Source organism: Streptomyces sp. CRN 30 (assembly GCF_034105845.1).
Genome location: NZ_JAVRHI010000427.1, coordinates 16,234 through 31,735, shown reverse-complemented (window position 1 = coordinate 31,735; position 15,502 = coordinate 16,234). Strand labels below are relative to the sequence as shown.

At 67.9% G+C, this 15,502-nt stretch carries 11 protein-coding genes; 7 read left to right on the top strand and 4 right to left on the bottom strand.

Annotated features, from left to right (window positions below):
• A partial coding sequence (rpsF, locus tag UW392_RS46875) for a 30S ribosomal protein S6 (protein WP_320781469.1) occupies window positions 1-286 on the bottom strand: 286 nt, incomplete at its 3' end.
• 264 nt (window positions 287-550) lie between these two features.
• On the opposite strand from rpsF, the gene UW392_RS46870 reads away from it, so the two are divergent.
• The 3 genes from UW392_RS46870 to UW392_RS46860 all read left to right on the top strand — a co-directional run bounded on the left by UW392_RS46870 (window position 551) and on the right by UW392_RS46860 (window position 3,316).
• Window positions 551-865 carry a hypothetical protein gene (locus tag UW392_RS46870; protein ID WP_320781468.1) on the top strand — a complete coding sequence of 105 codons (315 nt, stop codon included), beginning with the start codon at window positions 551-553 and terminating at the stop codon, window positions 863-865.
• 200 nt (window positions 866-1,065) lie between these two features.
• Window positions 1,066-2,187 (top strand): peptidoglycan bridge formation glycyltransferase FemX, encoded by a 1,122-nt coding sequence (femX, locus tag UW392_RS46865; protein ID WP_320781467.1) that lies wholly within the window; start codon window positions 1,066-1,068, stop codon window positions 2,185-2,187.
• A 97-nt stretch (window positions 2,188-2,284) separates the two neighbouring features.
• Window positions 2,285-3,316 carry an alanine racemase gene (locus UW392_RS46860; RefSeq protein WP_320781466.1) on the top strand — a complete coding sequence of 344 codons (1,032 nt, stop codon included), beginning with the start codon at window positions 2,285-2,287 and terminating at the stop codon, window positions 3,314-3,316.
• 172 nt (window positions 3,317-3,488) lie between these two features.
• Here UW392_RS46860 and UW392_RS46855 read toward each other — a convergent pair whose 3' ends face one another.
• Window positions 3,489-4,997: a glycosyltransferase family 87 protein gene (locus tag UW392_RS46855; protein ID WP_320781465.1), complete on the bottom strand. Its 1,509-nt coding sequence runs from the start codon at window positions 4,995-4,997 to the stop codon at window positions 3,489-3,491.
• Window positions 4,998-5,115: 118 nt separating this feature from the next.
• On the bottom strand, window positions 5,116-7,785 hold the full coding sequence (locus UW392_RS46850; RefSeq protein ID WP_320781464.1) for a transglycosylase domain-containing protein: 2,670 nt from the start codon (window positions 7,783-7,785) through the stop codon (window positions 5,116-5,118).
• A 372-nt stretch (window positions 7,786-8,157) separates the two neighbouring features.
• On the opposite strand from UW392_RS46850, the gene UW392_RS46845 reads away from it, so the two are divergent.
• The 3 genes from UW392_RS46845 to UW392_RS46835 all read left to right on the top strand — a co-directional run bounded on the left by UW392_RS46845 (window position 8,158) and on the right by UW392_RS46835 (window position 11,325).
• Window positions 8,158-8,832, top strand: coding sequence for a PadR family transcriptional regulator (locus tag UW392_RS46845; protein WP_320781463.1), 675 nt, complete (start codon window positions 8,158-8,160; stop codon window positions 8,830-8,832).
• Window positions 8,833-8,875: 43 nt separating this feature from the next.
• A complete protein-coding gene (locus tag UW392_RS46840) occupies window positions 8,876-9,958 on the top strand; it encodes an inositol-3-phosphate synthase (protein WP_320781462.1) in 1,083 nt (360 codons plus the stop codon).
• Window positions 9,959-10,044: 86 nt separating this feature from the next.
• Window positions 10,045-11,325 carry an MFS transporter gene (locus UW392_RS46835; RefSeq protein WP_320781461.1) on the top strand — a complete coding sequence of 427 codons (1,281 nt, stop codon included), beginning with the start codon at window positions 10,045-10,047 and terminating at the stop codon, window positions 11,323-11,325.
• A 95-nt stretch (window positions 11,326-11,420) separates the two neighbouring features.
• On the opposite strand, the gene UW392_RS46830 is transcribed toward UW392_RS46835, so the two are convergent.
• A complete protein-coding gene (locus UW392_RS46830) occupies window positions 11,421-12,863 on the bottom strand; it encodes a CCA tRNA nucleotidyltransferase (RefSeq protein WP_320781460.1) in 1,443 nt (480 codons plus the stop codon).
• 245 nt (window positions 12,864-13,108) lie between these two features.
• Between UW392_RS46830 and UW392_RS46825 the strand changes: the two genes are divergently transcribed.
• Window positions 13,109-15,487: a DUF6049 family protein gene (locus UW392_RS46825; RefSeq protein ID WP_320781459.1), complete on the top strand. Its 2,379-nt coding sequence runs from the start codon at window positions 13,109-13,111 to the stop codon at window positions 15,485-15,487.
• Window positions 15,488-15,502 lie beyond the last annotated feature (15 nt).

The window sequence follows — 15,502 nt, the reverse complement described above, 5'->3', positions numbered from 1 at the left end:
GGGTCTCGGGACGGAGGACCTTGGTCCGGAGGACCGACTCGTTCAGGTTCATCTGGCGGTCGAGCTCCTTGACGACCGCAGGCTCGGCCTGCAGGTCGATGACCGAGTAGATGCCCTCGGGCTTCTTCTTGATCTCGTACGAGAGACGACGACGGCCCCAGGTGTCGACCTTCTCCACCTTGCCGTTGCCCTCACGGACGACGGAGAGGAAGTTCTCGATCAGGGGGGCGACGGCGCGCTCCTCCAGATCGGGGTCGAGGATGACCATCACCTCGTAGTGACGCATGTGGAACCCACCTCCTTCGGACTCAGCGGCCACGGTCGTTCCGTGGCAGGAGGGTTGTGATGCGTACGCAACGGTATCGGCCGCCACTGACAATCGGGGTTCCCGCTGGGAGACCCCGGCCGTGGCCTGGGCAGACACCGGTGCAGACGGTACAGCCTACCCGCACACCCGCTTCCGGTTGAAATCCGGCGGCAGTGACCGACAATCGGTACACATCGGGTGTGCACGGCGCTACGATGCTCCGCCTCACGCAGGAGGTGCCCTATGGCACAGACAGTGCGACCCCAGATGGCCGGATCCCTGTTCGCCACCGATCACAGGCCCCACCCACTGCAGAACACCTTGATGGCCGTGACGCTCGTGCTCGGTGTGCTCGCCCTCGTCACGGCGGGCTTCCACCACCTGCATCTGGTCAGTTCCTGGGCCGGGCTGGTGGGAATCTTCACCGGCGCCTACGGGCAGTACGTCTCGGAGACGACCCGCGAACGCTTCGGGCTGATCCTCGGACTCGGTGCCTCGGGCATCGGATTCTTCCTCGGCATGGCGCACGGAGGTCTCTTCGGAGGCATCATCGGCTGACCCGTAGCGTCCCGACGACGGATCGCCGGCCGTCGGTCCGGACACACGTTCGCAGGGCTCCTCCTGTGTCCCGGTCGCGTGCTGACCGGGGCACAGGGTGCCCATGCCCAAACGGGGGGCGCGCAGGGCGCAGTAGGCTTCGCCGCGAGAGCCGGAGCCCCTGAACCCATGGGGACACACCAGCCCGAGGAGCGCCCCGAATGAGCCTGACCCTGAGGACGATCAGCCGAGAGCAGCATCTGGCGTACATCCAGAGCCTGTCTTCGGCGAGCCACATGCAGGTTCCGGCCTGGGCAGACGTCAAGGCGGAGTGGCGCTCGGAGAGCCTCGGGTGGTTCGACGGCAAGACCGGTGAACTGGTCGGCGCGGGCCTCGTCCTCTACCGCCAGCTGCCCAAGATCAAGCGTTATCTCGCGTACCTCCCCGAGGGGCCGGTCATCAACTGGTACGCCCCGAACCTCGTCGAGTGGCTCGAACCGATGCTCGCCCACCTCAAGCAGCAGGGCGCCTTCTCCGTGAAGATGGGCCCGCCGGTGATCATCCGGCGCTGGGAGGCCACGTCCATCAAGAAGGGCATCCAGGACCCGGACGTGAAGCGTCTGCGGGACATCGAGGCCGATTTCATCGAGCCGCGCGCCTTCGAGGTGGCCGACAAGCTGCGCCGCATGGGCTGGCAGCAGGGCGAGGACGGCGGCGCCGGCTTCGGTGACGTGCAGCCCCGTTACGTCTACCAGGTACCGCTGGCCAACCGGTCCCTGGAAGAGGTCCACAAGAACTTCAACCAGCTCTGGCGCCGCAACATCAAGAAGGCCGAGAAGGCGGGCGTCGAGGTGGTTCAGGGCGGTTACCACGACCTGGAGGAGTGGCAGCGGCTGTACGAGATCACCGCGGTGCGGGACCGTTTCCGGCCCCGCCCGCTGTCGTACTTCCAGCGCATGTGGACGGCCCTCAACACCGAGGACCCCAACCGCATGCGGCTGTACTTCGCGCGCCACAACGGCGTGAACCTTTCGGCGGCGACCATGCTGGTGGTGGGCGGACACGTCTGGTACTCGTACGGCGCCTCGGACAACATCGGGCGGGAGGTGCGGCCCTCCAACGCGATGCAGTGGCGGATGCTGCGCGACGCCTACGCCCTCGGCGCGACCGTCTACGACCTGCGCGGCATCTCCGACTCGCTGGACGAGACCGATCACCTCTTCGGCCTGATCCAGTTCAAGGTGGGCACGGGCGGGCAGGCGGCCGAGTACCTCGGCGAGTGGGACTTCCCGCTCAACAAGCTGCTCCACAAGGCGCTGGACATCTACATGTCGCGCCGCTGATTCCGCGGGCCCGACTCCGCCGACGCGGCGGATGCACCACAATTCCGTTTCACACCACTGATTCACCGCAGCCACAAGAAAGGTTCCGGGACCGGCCATGGCGCTCACGCTCTACGTCGACACCGCGCGCTGGCGGGCACACCACAAGCACGTGCAGGAGCAGTTCCCGGGGCTCGTCCCCGTCTGCAAGGGCAACGGCTACGGCTTCGGCCACGAACGGCTGGCGGAGGAGGCCACACGCCTCGGTACGGATGTCCTCGCCGTCGGCACCACGTACGAAGCCGCCCGGATCAAGGACTGGTTCGGCGGTGACCTGCTGGTGCTGACACCGTTCAGGAGGGGCGAGGAGCCCGTCCCGCTGCCCGACCGCGTGATCCGCTCCGTGTCGTCCATCGACGGCGTGTACGGCCTCGTGGGCGCCCGTGTGGTCATCGAGGTCATGTCCTCGATGAAGCGGCACGGCGTGAGCGAGCAGGACCTGCCCCAGCTCCACAGCGCCATAGAGAACATCCGGCTGGAGGGCTTCGCCATCCACCTGCCGCTGGACCGCACCGACGGCTCGGACGCCGTCGAGGAGGTCATCGGCTGGATGGACCGGCTCCGCGCGGCCCGGCTGCCGCTGCACACCATGTTCGTGAGCCACCTCAAGGCCGAGGACCTCGCCCGGCTGCAGCAGCAGTTCCCGCAGACCCGCTTCCGCGCCCGTATCGGCACCCGGCTGTGGCTCGGGGACCACGACGCGACCGAGTACCGCGGGGCCGTCCTGGACGTCACCCGCGTCGCCAAGGGCGACCGCTTCGGCTACCGCCAGCAGAAGGCTGCCTCGGACGGGTTCCTGGTGGTCGTGGCGGGCGGTACGTCGCACGGGGTGGGCCTGGAGGCACCCAAGGCGTTGCACGGCGTGATGCCGCGCGCCAAGGGTGTCGCCCGCGCGGGCCTGGCCACGGTGAACCGGAACCTCGCACCGTTCGTCTGGGGCGGCAAGCAGCGCTGGTTCGCCGAGCCGCCGCACATGCAGGTCTCGATCCTTTTCGTACCGGCCGACGCCCCGGAACCCAAGGTCGGTGAGGAGCTGGTCGCCCATCTGCGCCACACCACGACGCAGTTCGACCGGATCGTCGACCGATGATCCTTCAGCGGGCCGTACAGGCCCACTGAAGCCCTCAGGAGGCGTTCATCGGTACCCGAACGCCCGCCGCCCGCGCTGACTCCGCAGAAGGCCGTACACGGGTTTCCGTGTACGGCCTTCTGTGTGACTCCGTGTACCGGCTCGCGTTCCCCCCTCCCGGCACCGTGTTCGCTCAGAGCGAACGGTCCACCGGGTCGCGGCTTCCCCACTCGACGGGCGCCCCTGCGGGGTGCCCCTCCCGGGACGTGGGACGGGCGGCCGGACCGAGGACGAAGACGTCCTCCGCCCCGTCCAGCACCCCGCCCGCCGGATCGTCGTCCCCGGCCCTGCGCACCACGTCCCGCTCCGGCAGGTAGATGTCCCGCACGACGACCGCGCACAGGTAGAGCGTTCCCAGGAGGTGGAGCACGATCGCGAGGTGGTAACCCTCGGCGGGCAGGCCCTTGTGAGCGTCCCCACTGGTCGTGTAGGCGAGGTACATCCAGATGCCGAGGAAGTACATGACCTCGCACGCCTGCCAGATCAGGAAGTCCCGCCAGCGCGGCCGGGCCAGGACGGCGAGCGGGACCAGCCACAGCACGTACTGCGGCGAGTAGACCTTGTTGGTGAGGATGAAGACCGCGACGATGAGGAAGGCCATCTGGGCGAAGCGCGGCCGGCGCGGAGCGGTGAAGGTCATGGCGGCGATGCCCGCGCAGGCCAGCAGCATCAGGAGCATCGCGTAGGTGTTGGCCGCGTCCGGGGTGATTTGGATGTCCATCCGCTGCGAGATCACCAGGTAGACGGAACCGAAGTCGACGCCGCGCTCACGGCTGAAGCCGTAGAACTTCGCCCATCCCTCCGGCGCGAGGAGCATCACCGGAAGGTTCACGATCAGCCAGGCCCCGACAGCGCCCAGGAGCGCGGTGCCGAACTCCCGCCATTTGCTCGCTCGCCAGCACAGCACCAGCAGCGGGCCGAGCACCAGGAACGGGTAGAACTTGGCCGCGGTGGCGAGCCCGACCAGCACACCGAAGGCGAGGGGGCGCTTCCGTGACCACATCAGCATCGCCGCGGCCAGCAGCGCCACGGCGAGCAGGTCCCAGTTGATGGTGGCCGTCAGCGCGAAGGCGGGTGCGAGAGCGACCAGAAGACCGTCCCAGGGGCGCCGCCGCTGGGTGCGCACGGTGCAGACGGCGATGATCGCCGCGCACGCCATCAGCATCCCGGCGTTGACCATCCAGTACCACTGCTCCTGGTCCTGGATGCTCCCGCTGCCCGGCGTGAGCCAGGAGGCGACCTCCATGAAGACGCCGGTCAGCACCGGGTACTCCAGGTATTCCATGTCACCGGGGAGCTGGTCGAAGTACGGCACCAGACCGTCGGCGAAGCCACGTCCCTGGTAAAGGTGCGGAATGTCCGAGTAGCAGGCGTGCGTGTACTGGGAACTGGCTCCGAAGAACCAGGCCCCGTCGTAGCAGGGCAGCTTCTGCACCATGCCGAGGGCGAACATGCCGATCGCGACGAGCGCGACCACCCGTACGGGACTCCACCAGGACGTCCCGAGCAGTGCGCGTCGCCCGACGGGACCGCCGATCAGCTCACTGCCGGAGGCCGCGATCTCGTCCTCCCTGGTGGGCCGCACGGGCTCCGACTCGTCCAGGTTCACTTGCGTCGTGTCTGCACTGGGCATGCCGCACATCCTGCCGTACGCACCTGGGAATACACCGAGGGCCGCCGTACCCGGACGGGTACGGCGGCCCTCGTTTCACGTGAAACACCTCATGCGGCACGTTTCACGTGAAACAGCCACGGTGGCGTTACTCGTCGCCTCTTCCGCTGGTTCCGGCGAAGATGTTGCCACCGTTCTCATTACCTCTCGGATCGCCCTCACTCTCCGATGTCGAGGGAGACGCGTCGTCCTCCGGGTCACCGGACTCGTTGCCGCCCGAGTCGTTACCGATCGTGTCGCCGCACCTGGGGTCGAACGGGTTGGTGCAGGCCTCGCTCGAAGACGAGGTGCTCGGCTCGGGCTCGGGCTCCTCCTTCGTCTCGCTCACCGACGGGCTCGGCTCGGGACTCTCCTCCTCGGTCTCGGTCACCGTCGGAGTCGGGGTCGGGTCCGGTTCGTCGTTGAGGACCTCGCCGATGGGCTCGGGCGTCGGGAAGTTGATGACCTTCTCGCCCTTGAGCGCCTGCTCCATGTAGTCGTGCCAGATCTCCGCGGGGAACGAGGCGCCATGGATGTTCTTCTGGCCACCCGTGCCATACATCTCCAGGAACTCACGGTTCTTGTTGCTCTCGTCGTCGTCCATGCGGTGCATGCCGATGGCGGTCGACAACTGCGGGGTGTATCCGACGAACCAGGCGGACTTGTTGCCGTCGGTGGTGCCGGTCTTGCCGGCCACCTCACGGCCGTCCAGCGCGGCGCTGGTACCGGTTCCCTCATCGACCACGGTCTTCAGGACGTCGGTGACATTGTCGGCGACCTTGGCTTCGAAGACTTGCTTCTTCTCCGCGACGGCGTCGTGCTGGAACACGACACCGTCCTGATCGGTCACCTCCGTCACCGAGTGCAGGTCATACCTCGTGCCGCTCGCCGCGAACGTGGCGTACGAGCCGGCCAGGCGGATCGCGCTGGGGTCGGAGGTACCGATCGAGAAGGACGGGTAGTCGGCGCTGGCCAGGCTGTTCTCGAGGATGCCGGCATCCACGGCGGCTTCCTTGACCTTGTCCAGGCCGACGTCCATGCCGAGCTGCACGAAGGCCGAGTTGGCCGAGATCCTCATGGCCTCGCGGAGGGTGATGTCGTACTTGGGCGCCTCGCCGTACGACTCGTCACCGTCGTTGACCTGATTCCACTCCTCGCCCTTCTCGTTGTGCCAGACCGTCCCGTCGTAGTTGTTGATCTTCAGCTTGTTCTTGCCGCTGTACAGGCTGTTCGGTGAGGCGATGGTGCGCTCGTCCTGCGCCTGGACGGGATCACCGTCGGGGTCGCGCACGCCCCACTTCATGGCGGCCGCCAGGACGTACGGCTTGAACGTCGAGCCCACCTGCGCACCGGTCTGGTCCGCGTTGTTGGTGAAGTGCTCGGTCGCGTCCACACCGCCGTAGATGGCCCTGATCGCGCCCGACGCCGGATCCACCGACGCGCCACCGAACTCGACGTGGGTGTCCGTCTCCGGGCGCTTCTCGGGGTCGATGTTCTCCTCGCGCACCTTGGTGACAGCGTTCTCGAGATCATCGACCATCTTCTTGTCGAAGGTGGTGTGGATCTCGTAGCCGCCCTGCTGCAGCTGTTCGGCCGTGATGTCGGTGTTGTTGATGACGTAGGCCTTGGAGAGATCGACGAGGTAACCGATCTGGCCGCTCAGCTGGGTGTTCGACCGCGGGCTCTGCACCTCGGGGAACTCCGTGAACGTGGCCCGCTCGGCCTGCGGGAGATCCCCGTCCTTGACCATCTCGTCGAGGATCCACGCCCAGCGCTCCTCGGCCCGCTTCCGGTTCGCCTGGGGAGTGGCTGTCGGGTCGATCGACGTGGCGCCGGCCGGGTCGTAGTACGTCGCTCCCTTGAGGACCGACGCGAGGAAGGCACACTCGCTCGCGTTGAGGTCGTTGGCCTTCTTGCCGAAGTACGCACGGGAGGCCGCCTGAAGTCCGTAGGCGCCCCGGCCGTAGTAGGCGGTGTTCAGGTAGCCCGCCATGACCTTCTCCTTGGAGACCTCCTGGCCCACCTTGATGGAGATGAAGAGCTCTTTGAACTTCCGGGACAAGGTCTGCGACTGGTCGTTCAGCATCGCGTTCTTCACGTACTGCTGGGTGATCGTCGAGCCGCCCTGCGTCTGACCGCCCGTGGCCATGTTCACCAGGGCGCGCCCGATGCCCTTGGGATCGATGCCACTGTCGTTCAAGAACGACTTGTTCTCGGCCGACATGACCGCGTACCGCATCTCCTCGGGGATCTCCGCGTATGGGATGATCTGGCGGTTTATCTCGCCACCGGTGGCAACCATCTGACTGCCGTCGGCCCAGTAGTAGACGTTGTTCTGCGCCTCGGCCGCCTTCGCCGGGTCAGGTACTCCCACGACGGCGTACCCGATGCCCGCCACCGCCACCAGGCTGCCGAAGAAGCCGATGAACAGACCGGTCACCAGGCGCCACGACGGCAGCCAGCGCGCGGCACCGTACTTGCCCGCGCGCGGATAGTCGACGAACCGCTTGCGGTCCGGTGGGGCGGCACGCCCCCTGCCGCGGCCCGGGCCCTCGGCGGCTCTGCGGCGACCTCCGCCCGAGCCTCTCTGCGCTGCCCGGCGGGCCTCGGCACGACCGCCGTACGGGCGCTCGTCACCCCCCGGGTCGTAGGACTCGGAAGGGGTTCCGGTGGCGCCTCGCGGTGCCGCGCGGCGGCCGGAGGACGCCGACTGGCCGCGTCGGGCCGCGGCGCGTCCGCCGCCCTGCGACGGCGGCGGTTTGCGACGGTGCTCGCTCATCGAACGACTACTCCTCGGGCAGGCGCACCCGTGCGCGCCTGGAAACGGCAGCTGCTTTCCGGTCCCCCCGAAGTACGGATGCGGTCATCCCCGTATTCACCCGTACTGCACCGAGGACGACGACGCCCTCGGGTGTCACTCGGTTCCCGGTGGTGTGCATGGCGCACAGACTACGCACCGGCAAAACCAACCGAGGACCGAACTTCACCCCAAAACAGGCAAGTTGCATCCCACGAACCGGTGATGTGATCCCGTTCACCGTTCCCCCCTTGTCGCAACCGGAGTGTCGTTCTATCGTGCTGATGTATCGAGTCGATACATCAGCACGACATAAAGACGTCTCGGTGAGACCGCGGCAGAGAGGAGGCGACCATGAGCCGGCGCTCCGGCATCCTTGAGTTCGCCGTACTCGGACTGCTCCGTGAGGCCCCGATGCACGGCTATGAGCTGCGCAAACGACTCAATACGTCACTGGGTGTGTTCCGCGCCTTCAGCTACGGGACGCTGTACCCCTGCCTCAAGACGCTCGTCGCGAACGGCTGGTTGATCGAGGAGTCGGGGGGCGCCCCGCAGGACCCGCCACTGACGGGACGCCGCGCCAAGATCGTCTACCGGCTGACAGCGGAAGGTAAGGAGCACTTCGAGGAGCTCCTCTCGCAGACGGGGCCCGACGCCTACGAGGACGAGCACTTCGCCGCTCGTTTCGCCTTCTTCGGGCAGACCTCCCGCGATGTGCGCATGCGCGTCCTGGAAGGTCGTCGCAGCCGTCTGGAGGAGCGCCTGGAGAAGATGCGCGCTTCGTTCGCGCGTACCAGGGAGCGCCTCGACGACTACACCCTCGAGCTCCAGCGCCACGGGATGGAGTCCGTGGAGCGCGAAGTGCGCTGGCTGAACGAGCTCATCGAGAGCGAGCGGGCGGGACGGGACCTCAAGGGCCCCGCCACCGGGGAGACCGCTTCGCAGGACACCACATCTGGAGCGTCGGGCGGCCTGCCCCGGCAGGGGGACGAACCCCGGCCGGATACGCCCGACGACACCGCCACGTGAGGTCCACTCAGGGCCTCACTCGTACACACAGGGAGCAACCGGAATGGGTTCGGTTCGCGTAGCCATCGTCGGCGTGGGCAACTGCGCCGCGTCGCTGGTGCAGGGAGTCGAGTACTACAAGGACGCCGACCCGGCGGCCAAGGTGCCCGGCCTCATGCATGTGCAGTTCGGTGACTACCACGTCCGTGACGTCGAGTTCGTCGCCGCCTTCGATGTCGACGCGAAGAAGGTCGGTCTCGACCTCGCGGACGCCATCGGTGCCTCCGAGAACAACACCATCAAGATCGCCGATGTGCCGAGCACCGGCGTGCCCGTGCAGCGCGGCCACACCCTCGACGGTCTCGGCAAGTACTACCGGGACACCATCGAGGAGTCCTCCGAGGAGCCCGTCGACATCGTCCGAGTCCTCAAGGACAAGCAGGTCGACGTCCTCGTCTGCTACCTCCCGGTCGGCTCCGAGGACGCGGCGAAGTTCTACGCCCAGTGCGCCATCGACGCCAAGGTCGCCTTCGTCAACGCCCTCCCGGTCTTCATCGCCGGCACCAAGGAGTGGGCGGACAAGTTCACCGAGGCGGGCGTCCCGATCGTCGGTGACGACATCAAGTCGCAGGTCGGCGCCACCATCACGCACCGCGTCCTGGCCAAGCTGTTCGAGGACCGGGGTGTCGTCCTGGACCGCACCATGCAGCTGAACGTCGGCGGCAACATGGACTTCAAAAACATGCTCGAGCGCGAGCGCCTGGAGTCCAAGAAGGTGTCCAAGACGCAGGCCGTCACCTCGCAGATCCCCGACCGGGACCTCGGTGAGAACAACGTCCACATCGGCCCCTCCGACTATGTCGCCTGGCTCGACGACCGCAAGTGGGCCTACGTCCGTCTGGAGGGCCGTGCCTTCGGTGACGTCCCGCTGAACCTGGAGTACAAGCTCGAGGTCTGGGACTCCCCGAACTCGGCCGGCGTCATCATCGACGCCCTGCGCGCCGCGAAGATCGCCAAGGACCGCGGCATCGGCGGCCCGATCCTCTCCGCGTCGAGCTACTTCATGAAGTCCCCGCCGGTCCAGTACTTCGACGACGAGGCCCGGGAGAACGTGGAGAAGTTCATCCAGGGCGAGGTCGAGCGCTAGTAGGGCCGGCCGCTCGCTCAACGCGGACTGCCGAGGGCTCCGGGCCGTGCGCCCGGGGCCCTCCTCCGTATGTGAGGCTGTGCCCCATGGCCGTCGTCCGCGATCTGCGTGTCCTGCTCCGCTTCCGGAACTTCCGGCGCCTGCTCGCCGTACGGCTGCTCTCCCAGGGCGCCGACGGGGTGTACCAGATCGCGCTCGCCACTTACGTCGTCTTCTCGCCGGAGAAACAGACGTCGGCTGGGGCCATCGCCTCGGCGATGGCCGTCCTGCTCCTTCCGTACTCACTCGTCGGACCCTTCGCGGGTGTCCTGCTGGACCGCTGGCGCCGGCGTCAGGTCTTCCTGTACGGCAACCTGCTGCGCGCACTGCTGGCGGGGACGACGGCCGTCCTGATGCTCAGCGGGGTGCCGGACTGGCTCTTCTACGCCTCCGCGCTCTGCGTCACCGCGGTCAACCGCTTCGTGCTGGCAGGGCTCTCGGCGGCCCTGCCCCGCGTCGTCGACGCCGACCGCCTGGTGGTGGCCAACTCGTTGTCCCCGACCGCCGGAACACTCGCCGCGACCGTGGGCGGCGGGCTGGCCGTCGCTGTACGGCTGGTGGTGTCGGATTCCGATGCCGCAGTCGTCACCCTCGGAGCGCTCCTCTATCTGTGCTCGGCCCTCGTCTCGCTCCGTATGGCACCGGCACTGCTCGGCCCCGATCCCCAGCTGGTGCAGCCACGGCTGCGGGTGGCGCTCGCCGGTATCGCCCGTGGCCTAGTGGCAGGCATACGCCACCTCACCGAGCCGGCACGGCGCGACGCAGCCTGGGCGCTGGCCTCGATGACCGCGATGAGGTTCTGTTACGGCGCCCTGACGGTCATGGTACTGATGCTCTGCCGCTACGCCTGGGCGTCCGGCCCCGACGAGGGACTGGCCCTTCTGGGCCTCGCCGTGGGTATTTCGGGCGCGGGTTTCTTCGCGGCGGCCGTGGTGACCCCGTGGGCGGCCGGACGGCTGGGGCCCGGCCCGTGGATCGTCGCCTGTGCCGCCATCGCCGCCGTGCTGGAGCCCGCGCTGGGCCTTGCCTTCGCCGAGGTGCCGCTGCTGATCGCGGCGTTCGTCCTCGGCTTCGTCACGCAAGGAGCGAAGATCGCCACGGACACGATCGTCCAGTCGTCGGTCGAGGACGCCTTCCGTGGCCGCGTCTTCTCCCTCTATGACGTTCTCTTCAACATAGCTTTCGTCGGCGCCGCCGCAGTGGCCGCCCTCATGCTGCCTCCCGACGGCCGCTCGTACGCCCTGGTGATGATGATCGCGCTGATCTACGCGGTGGTCGCTGCGGCCATGGCCCGCTCGGCCCGTCGTCGACAGGGAGCTGGGCCCTGATGCTGAGGGGTGGTGTTTCACGTGAAACACGTAAAACACCACCCCTCAGCATTGGTGACCCCCGCCGCCGCAAGGCGTTCACCGCATCACGGGCTTCAGTTCTGCTCGGCCCACCATTCCTTCAGGGCGCTCATCGCCGCGTCCTGCTCCATCGGGCCGTTCTCGAGACGCAGCTCCAGCAGGAACTTGTAGGCCTGGCCGATGACCGGCCCCGGGCCCACGCCGAGAACCTCCATGATCTGGTTGCCGTCCAGGTCCGGACGGATGGCATCCAGCTCCTCCTGCTCCTGCAACTGGGCGATGCGTTCCTCCAGACCGTCGTACGCACGCGACAGGGCGTTCGCCTTGCGCTTGTTCCGCGTGGTGCAGTCGGAGCGGGTCAGCGCATGCAGCCGGCCCAGCAGCGGCCCCGCGTCCCGTACATATCGGCGGACCGCCGAATCCGTCCACTCCCCGGTGCCGTACCCGTGGAAGCGCAGGTGAAGTTCCACCAGCCGTGAGACGTCCTTGATCAGCTCATTGGAGTACTTGAGCGCGGTCATCCGCTTCTTGGTCATCTTCGCGCCCACCACCTCGTGGTGGTGGAAGGAGACGCGGCCGTCCTCCTCGAAGCGGCGCGTCCTCGGCTTGCCGATGTCGTGCAGCAGAGCAGCGAGCCGGAGAGTGAGGTCGGGGCCGTCCTTCTCCAGTGCGATCGCCTGCTCCAGCACGATCAGGCTGTGGTCGTAGACGTCCTTGTGCCGATGGTGCTCGTCACGCTCCAGGCGCAGCGCGGGTAGTTCCGGCAGTACGTGGTCGGCGAGGCCGGTCTCGACCAGGAGCGTCAGGCCTTCACGCGGGTGCTCGGACAGGATCAGCTTGTTCAGCTCGTCCCGTACGCGCTCCGCCGAGACGATGCCGATACGCCCGGCCATCTCCGTCATCGCCGTGACGACCTCCGACGCCACCTCGAAGTCGAGCTGCGCGGCGAAGCGCGCGGCCCTCATCATCCGCAGGGGATCGTCGGAGAACGACTCCTCGGGCGTGCTCGGCGTGCGCAGCACCCGCGCCGCGAGGTCCTCCAGCCCGCCGTGCGGGTCGATGAACTCCTTCTCGGGGAGTGCCACCGCCATCGCGTTCACCGTGAAGTCGCGCCGTACCAGGTCGTCCTCGATGGCATCCCCGTACGACACCTCGGGCTTGCGCGAGGTGCGGTCGTACGCCTCGGACCGGTACGTCGTGATCTCGATCTGGTAGCCCTGCTTCTGCGCCCCGACCGTGCCGAAGGCGATGCCGACCTCCCATACGGCGTCCGCCCAGGGCCGCACGATCCTCAGGACGTCCTCGGGGCGGGCGTCCGTGGTGAAGTCCAGGTCATTGCCGAGCCGGCCGAGGAGCGCGTCCCGGACCGAGCCGCCGACCAGGGCGAGGGAGAACCCGGCCTCCTGGAAACGGCGGGCGAGGTCGTCGGCGACGGGGGACACCCGCAGCAGCTCGCTCACCGCGCGGCGCTGGACCTGACTGAGGGCGTGGGCACTGTCTTCGTTGGCGTTCGGCACAACAGAAGAGGGTACGTGTCCCCGGCCACCGCGGGCGTCTCCCTCACGCATGACGAGTGCCCCCACGATTGCACAAGAAAGCCGCACACCAGCGGTCTCCCTGATCATGTACACATACGTGACGTCTCGCCCCCGCCCGACGATCTTGTGGAGCAGACCGCGGCACTTCCCCTCAGCGGGCATCGTTACCATGCGTGGACGCACATTCCGACGACCACTGACGACGACGAGGGACGGGCGAGCGCGTGGCCGAGGCGGCAGACATCCAGGGGATGAGTTCCTCACCTGCCCGCCGCCGGTGGCTCCGGCGCACCGGAGCACTGTTCGCGGGGGTTCCGCTGCTTGCCGGTCTGCTGCAGCTGTCCGCCGCCCCGGACGCACACGCCGCGGAGCAGGCCTTCCCCCTGGCCGACGCCACCGGGTCGAGCACGGTGGACGTCTCCCTCAACGCCCTCAGTCCCAGCGTGCCGACCGACGGCGACACCGTCACCGTCTCCGGCACCGTCAGGAACAACGGCGACCAGACGGTCACCGACGCCCATGTGGGTCTGCGCGTGGGCACGGAGATCTCCGGGCGCGCGGCGATCGACGACGCCGCCGAGCGCACCGGCTTCAACGAGTACGTCGACGGGGCGGAGGTCGGCGGCAAGTACGTCGAGGAGTTCCCCGAACTCGACCCGGGCGTCGCCCAGAGCTTCAGCGTCTCGGTGCCCGTCAAGGAACTGGACCTCGGCTCCGACGGCGTCTACCAGCTCGGAGTCTCCCTCTCCGGCCGCACCCCGGCCGCGCCCTACGAGCAGGTGCTCGGCATCCAGCGGACGTTCCTGCCCTGGCAGCCGGACGCGGCGGACACGAAGACCAGGACGACCTACCTCTGGCCGCTCATCTCCAGCGTGCACCTGACGGCGGAGACGGGACCGGGCGAGCAGCAGACACCCCTCTTCGAGAACGACGACCTGGCGAAGGAGATCTCTCCGGGAGGCCGTCTGGGCCAGATGCTGACGCTGGGCAAGGACCTGGACGTCACCTGGGTGATCGATCCGGATCTGCTCGCCTCCGTCGACGCGATGACGCGCGGCTACCAGGTCAAGACGGGCGACTCGACCACCACGGCCGGCAAGGACCAGGCGGTCGCCAAGCGGTGGCTGGCTGAGCTGCAGGAAGCGGTGGCGGACGAGGAGGTCGTCGCCCTTCCCTTCGCCGATCCCGATCTGGCCTCCCTGGCGCACAACGGCAGACACGTCACCGGATCCCTGAGCCGCTTCAAGGAAGCCACCGACGTCGCCGCCGACACCGTGAAGACCGTGCTCCACGTGGAACCCGACACCGACTTCGCCTGGCCCGTGAACGGTGCCGTCGACCCCTCGATCGTGAAGGTGGCCACCTCCGCGGGAGCCGACAAGGTGATCGCCCGCAGCGACAGTCTCAAGGAGTCCGCGAGCCTCACGTACACGCCGAACGCGGCCCGTCCCATCGGGGGCGGCACGACGGCGGTCGTCGCCGACGCGCGGCTGTCGACAGCCTTCCAGGGCGACATGACGAAGGCCGGCGACTCGACCGCCGCCGTGCAGCGCTTCCTCGCCCAGAGCTTGATGATCACTCTCCAGAACACGGGCAAACAGCGCAACATCGTGGTCGCACCACAGCGCACGCCCTCCGCCAGCCAGGCCCAGACGATGGCCCAGGCACTGACGGCCCTCCAGAACGGGAACTGGTCGCAGCCCCAGGGGCTGGCGGAGACCGCGGACGCCAAGCCGGACGCCGACGCCTCCACGAAGGTCCCCTCGACATCGGCGTACCCCTCGTCCCTGCGGAAACAGGAACTGCCGACGACCGCCTTCCAGGACCTGCAGAACGCACAGCGGAACCTCGACCGCTTCAAGGTGATCCTGACCAACCAGTCCCGGGTCGTCACGCCGTTCGGCCGGACCTTCAACCGGGAGATGTCCGCCTCCTGGCGCGGTCGCGCCACCGAGGCACAGGCATACCGCACGGCCGTGCAGTCATATCTCGACACCCTGGCCGCACAGGTGCGGCTGATCGAGAAGTCCGAGACGAAGCTCTCCGGCCGTAGCGCCACGATTCCCGTGACGGTGCAGAACAACCTCGTGCAGGGCGTCGACAAGCTGGTGCTGCGCCTCACCTCGAAGCAGCCGACACGCCTCGAGATCGGGGACAGCGCCTACTCCGAGCAGATCATCCAGGTCTCGGGCGGGCACAGCCAGTCGGTCAAGTTCGACACCAACGCGAACGCCAACGGCGAGGTCGCGGTCGTCGCCCAGCTCTACACGCAGGAAGGACAGGCGTACGGCCAGTCCGTCACGTTCACCGTGAACGTGACGGAGATCACTCCCACGGTGATGCTGGTCATCGCCGGTGGTGTACTGCTGCTCGTACTCGCCGGATTCCGGATGTACACGCAACGCAAGCGCGCGGCGGCCCGGCGGGACGGGACGGCCCCCGGGGACCCGGCGGGCGCCGGTCCCGTCCCGGCGGATGAGGCCGCGGAGGAGACCCGTGAGCGGGAGGGGTCACCGGAGCCGGAGCACCCGAGTGACCCGGCTCCGGACACCGCACCGGAAAGCGCCGACCGGTCCGGCACGGGTGAGAGAGTGGACCGTTGAGCGATGTCGTGGCCG

What these genes read in the sequence shown, in the direction of transcription:
- femX (WP_320781467.1), top strand. Translation starts at nt 1,066, where the DNA reads ATGAGCCTGACCCTGAGGACGATCAGCCGAGAGCAGCATCTGGCGTAC.
- UW392_RS46850 (WP_320781464.1), bottom strand. Translation starts at nt 7,785, where the DNA reads ATGAGCGAGCACCGTCGCAAACCGCCGCCGTCGCAGGGCGGCGGACGC.
- UW392_RS46855 (WP_320781465.1), bottom strand. Translation starts at nt 4,997, where the DNA reads ATGTGCGGCATGCCCAGTGCAGACACGACGCAAGTGAACCTGGACGAG.
- UW392_RS46870 (WP_320781468.1), top strand. Translation starts at nt 551, where the DNA reads ATGGCACAGACAGTGCGACCCCAGATGGCCGGATCCCTGTTCGCCACC.
- UW392_RS46845 (WP_320781463.1), top strand. Translation starts at nt 8,158, where the DNA reads ATGAGCCGGCGCTCCGGCATCCTTGAGTTCGCCGTACTCGGACTGCTC.
- UW392_RS46840 (WP_320781462.1), top strand. Translation starts at nt 8,876, where the DNA reads ATGGGTTCGGTTCGCGTAGCCATCGTCGGCGTGGGCAACTGCGCCGCG.
- UW392_RS46835 (WP_320781461.1), top strand. Translation starts at nt 10,045, where the DNA reads ATGGCCGTCGTCCGCGATCTGCGTGTCCTGCTCCGCTTCCGGAACTTC.
- UW392_RS46860 (WP_320781466.1), top strand. Translation starts at nt 2,285, where the DNA reads ATGGCGCTCACGCTCTACGTCGACACCGCGCGCTGGCGGGCACACCAC.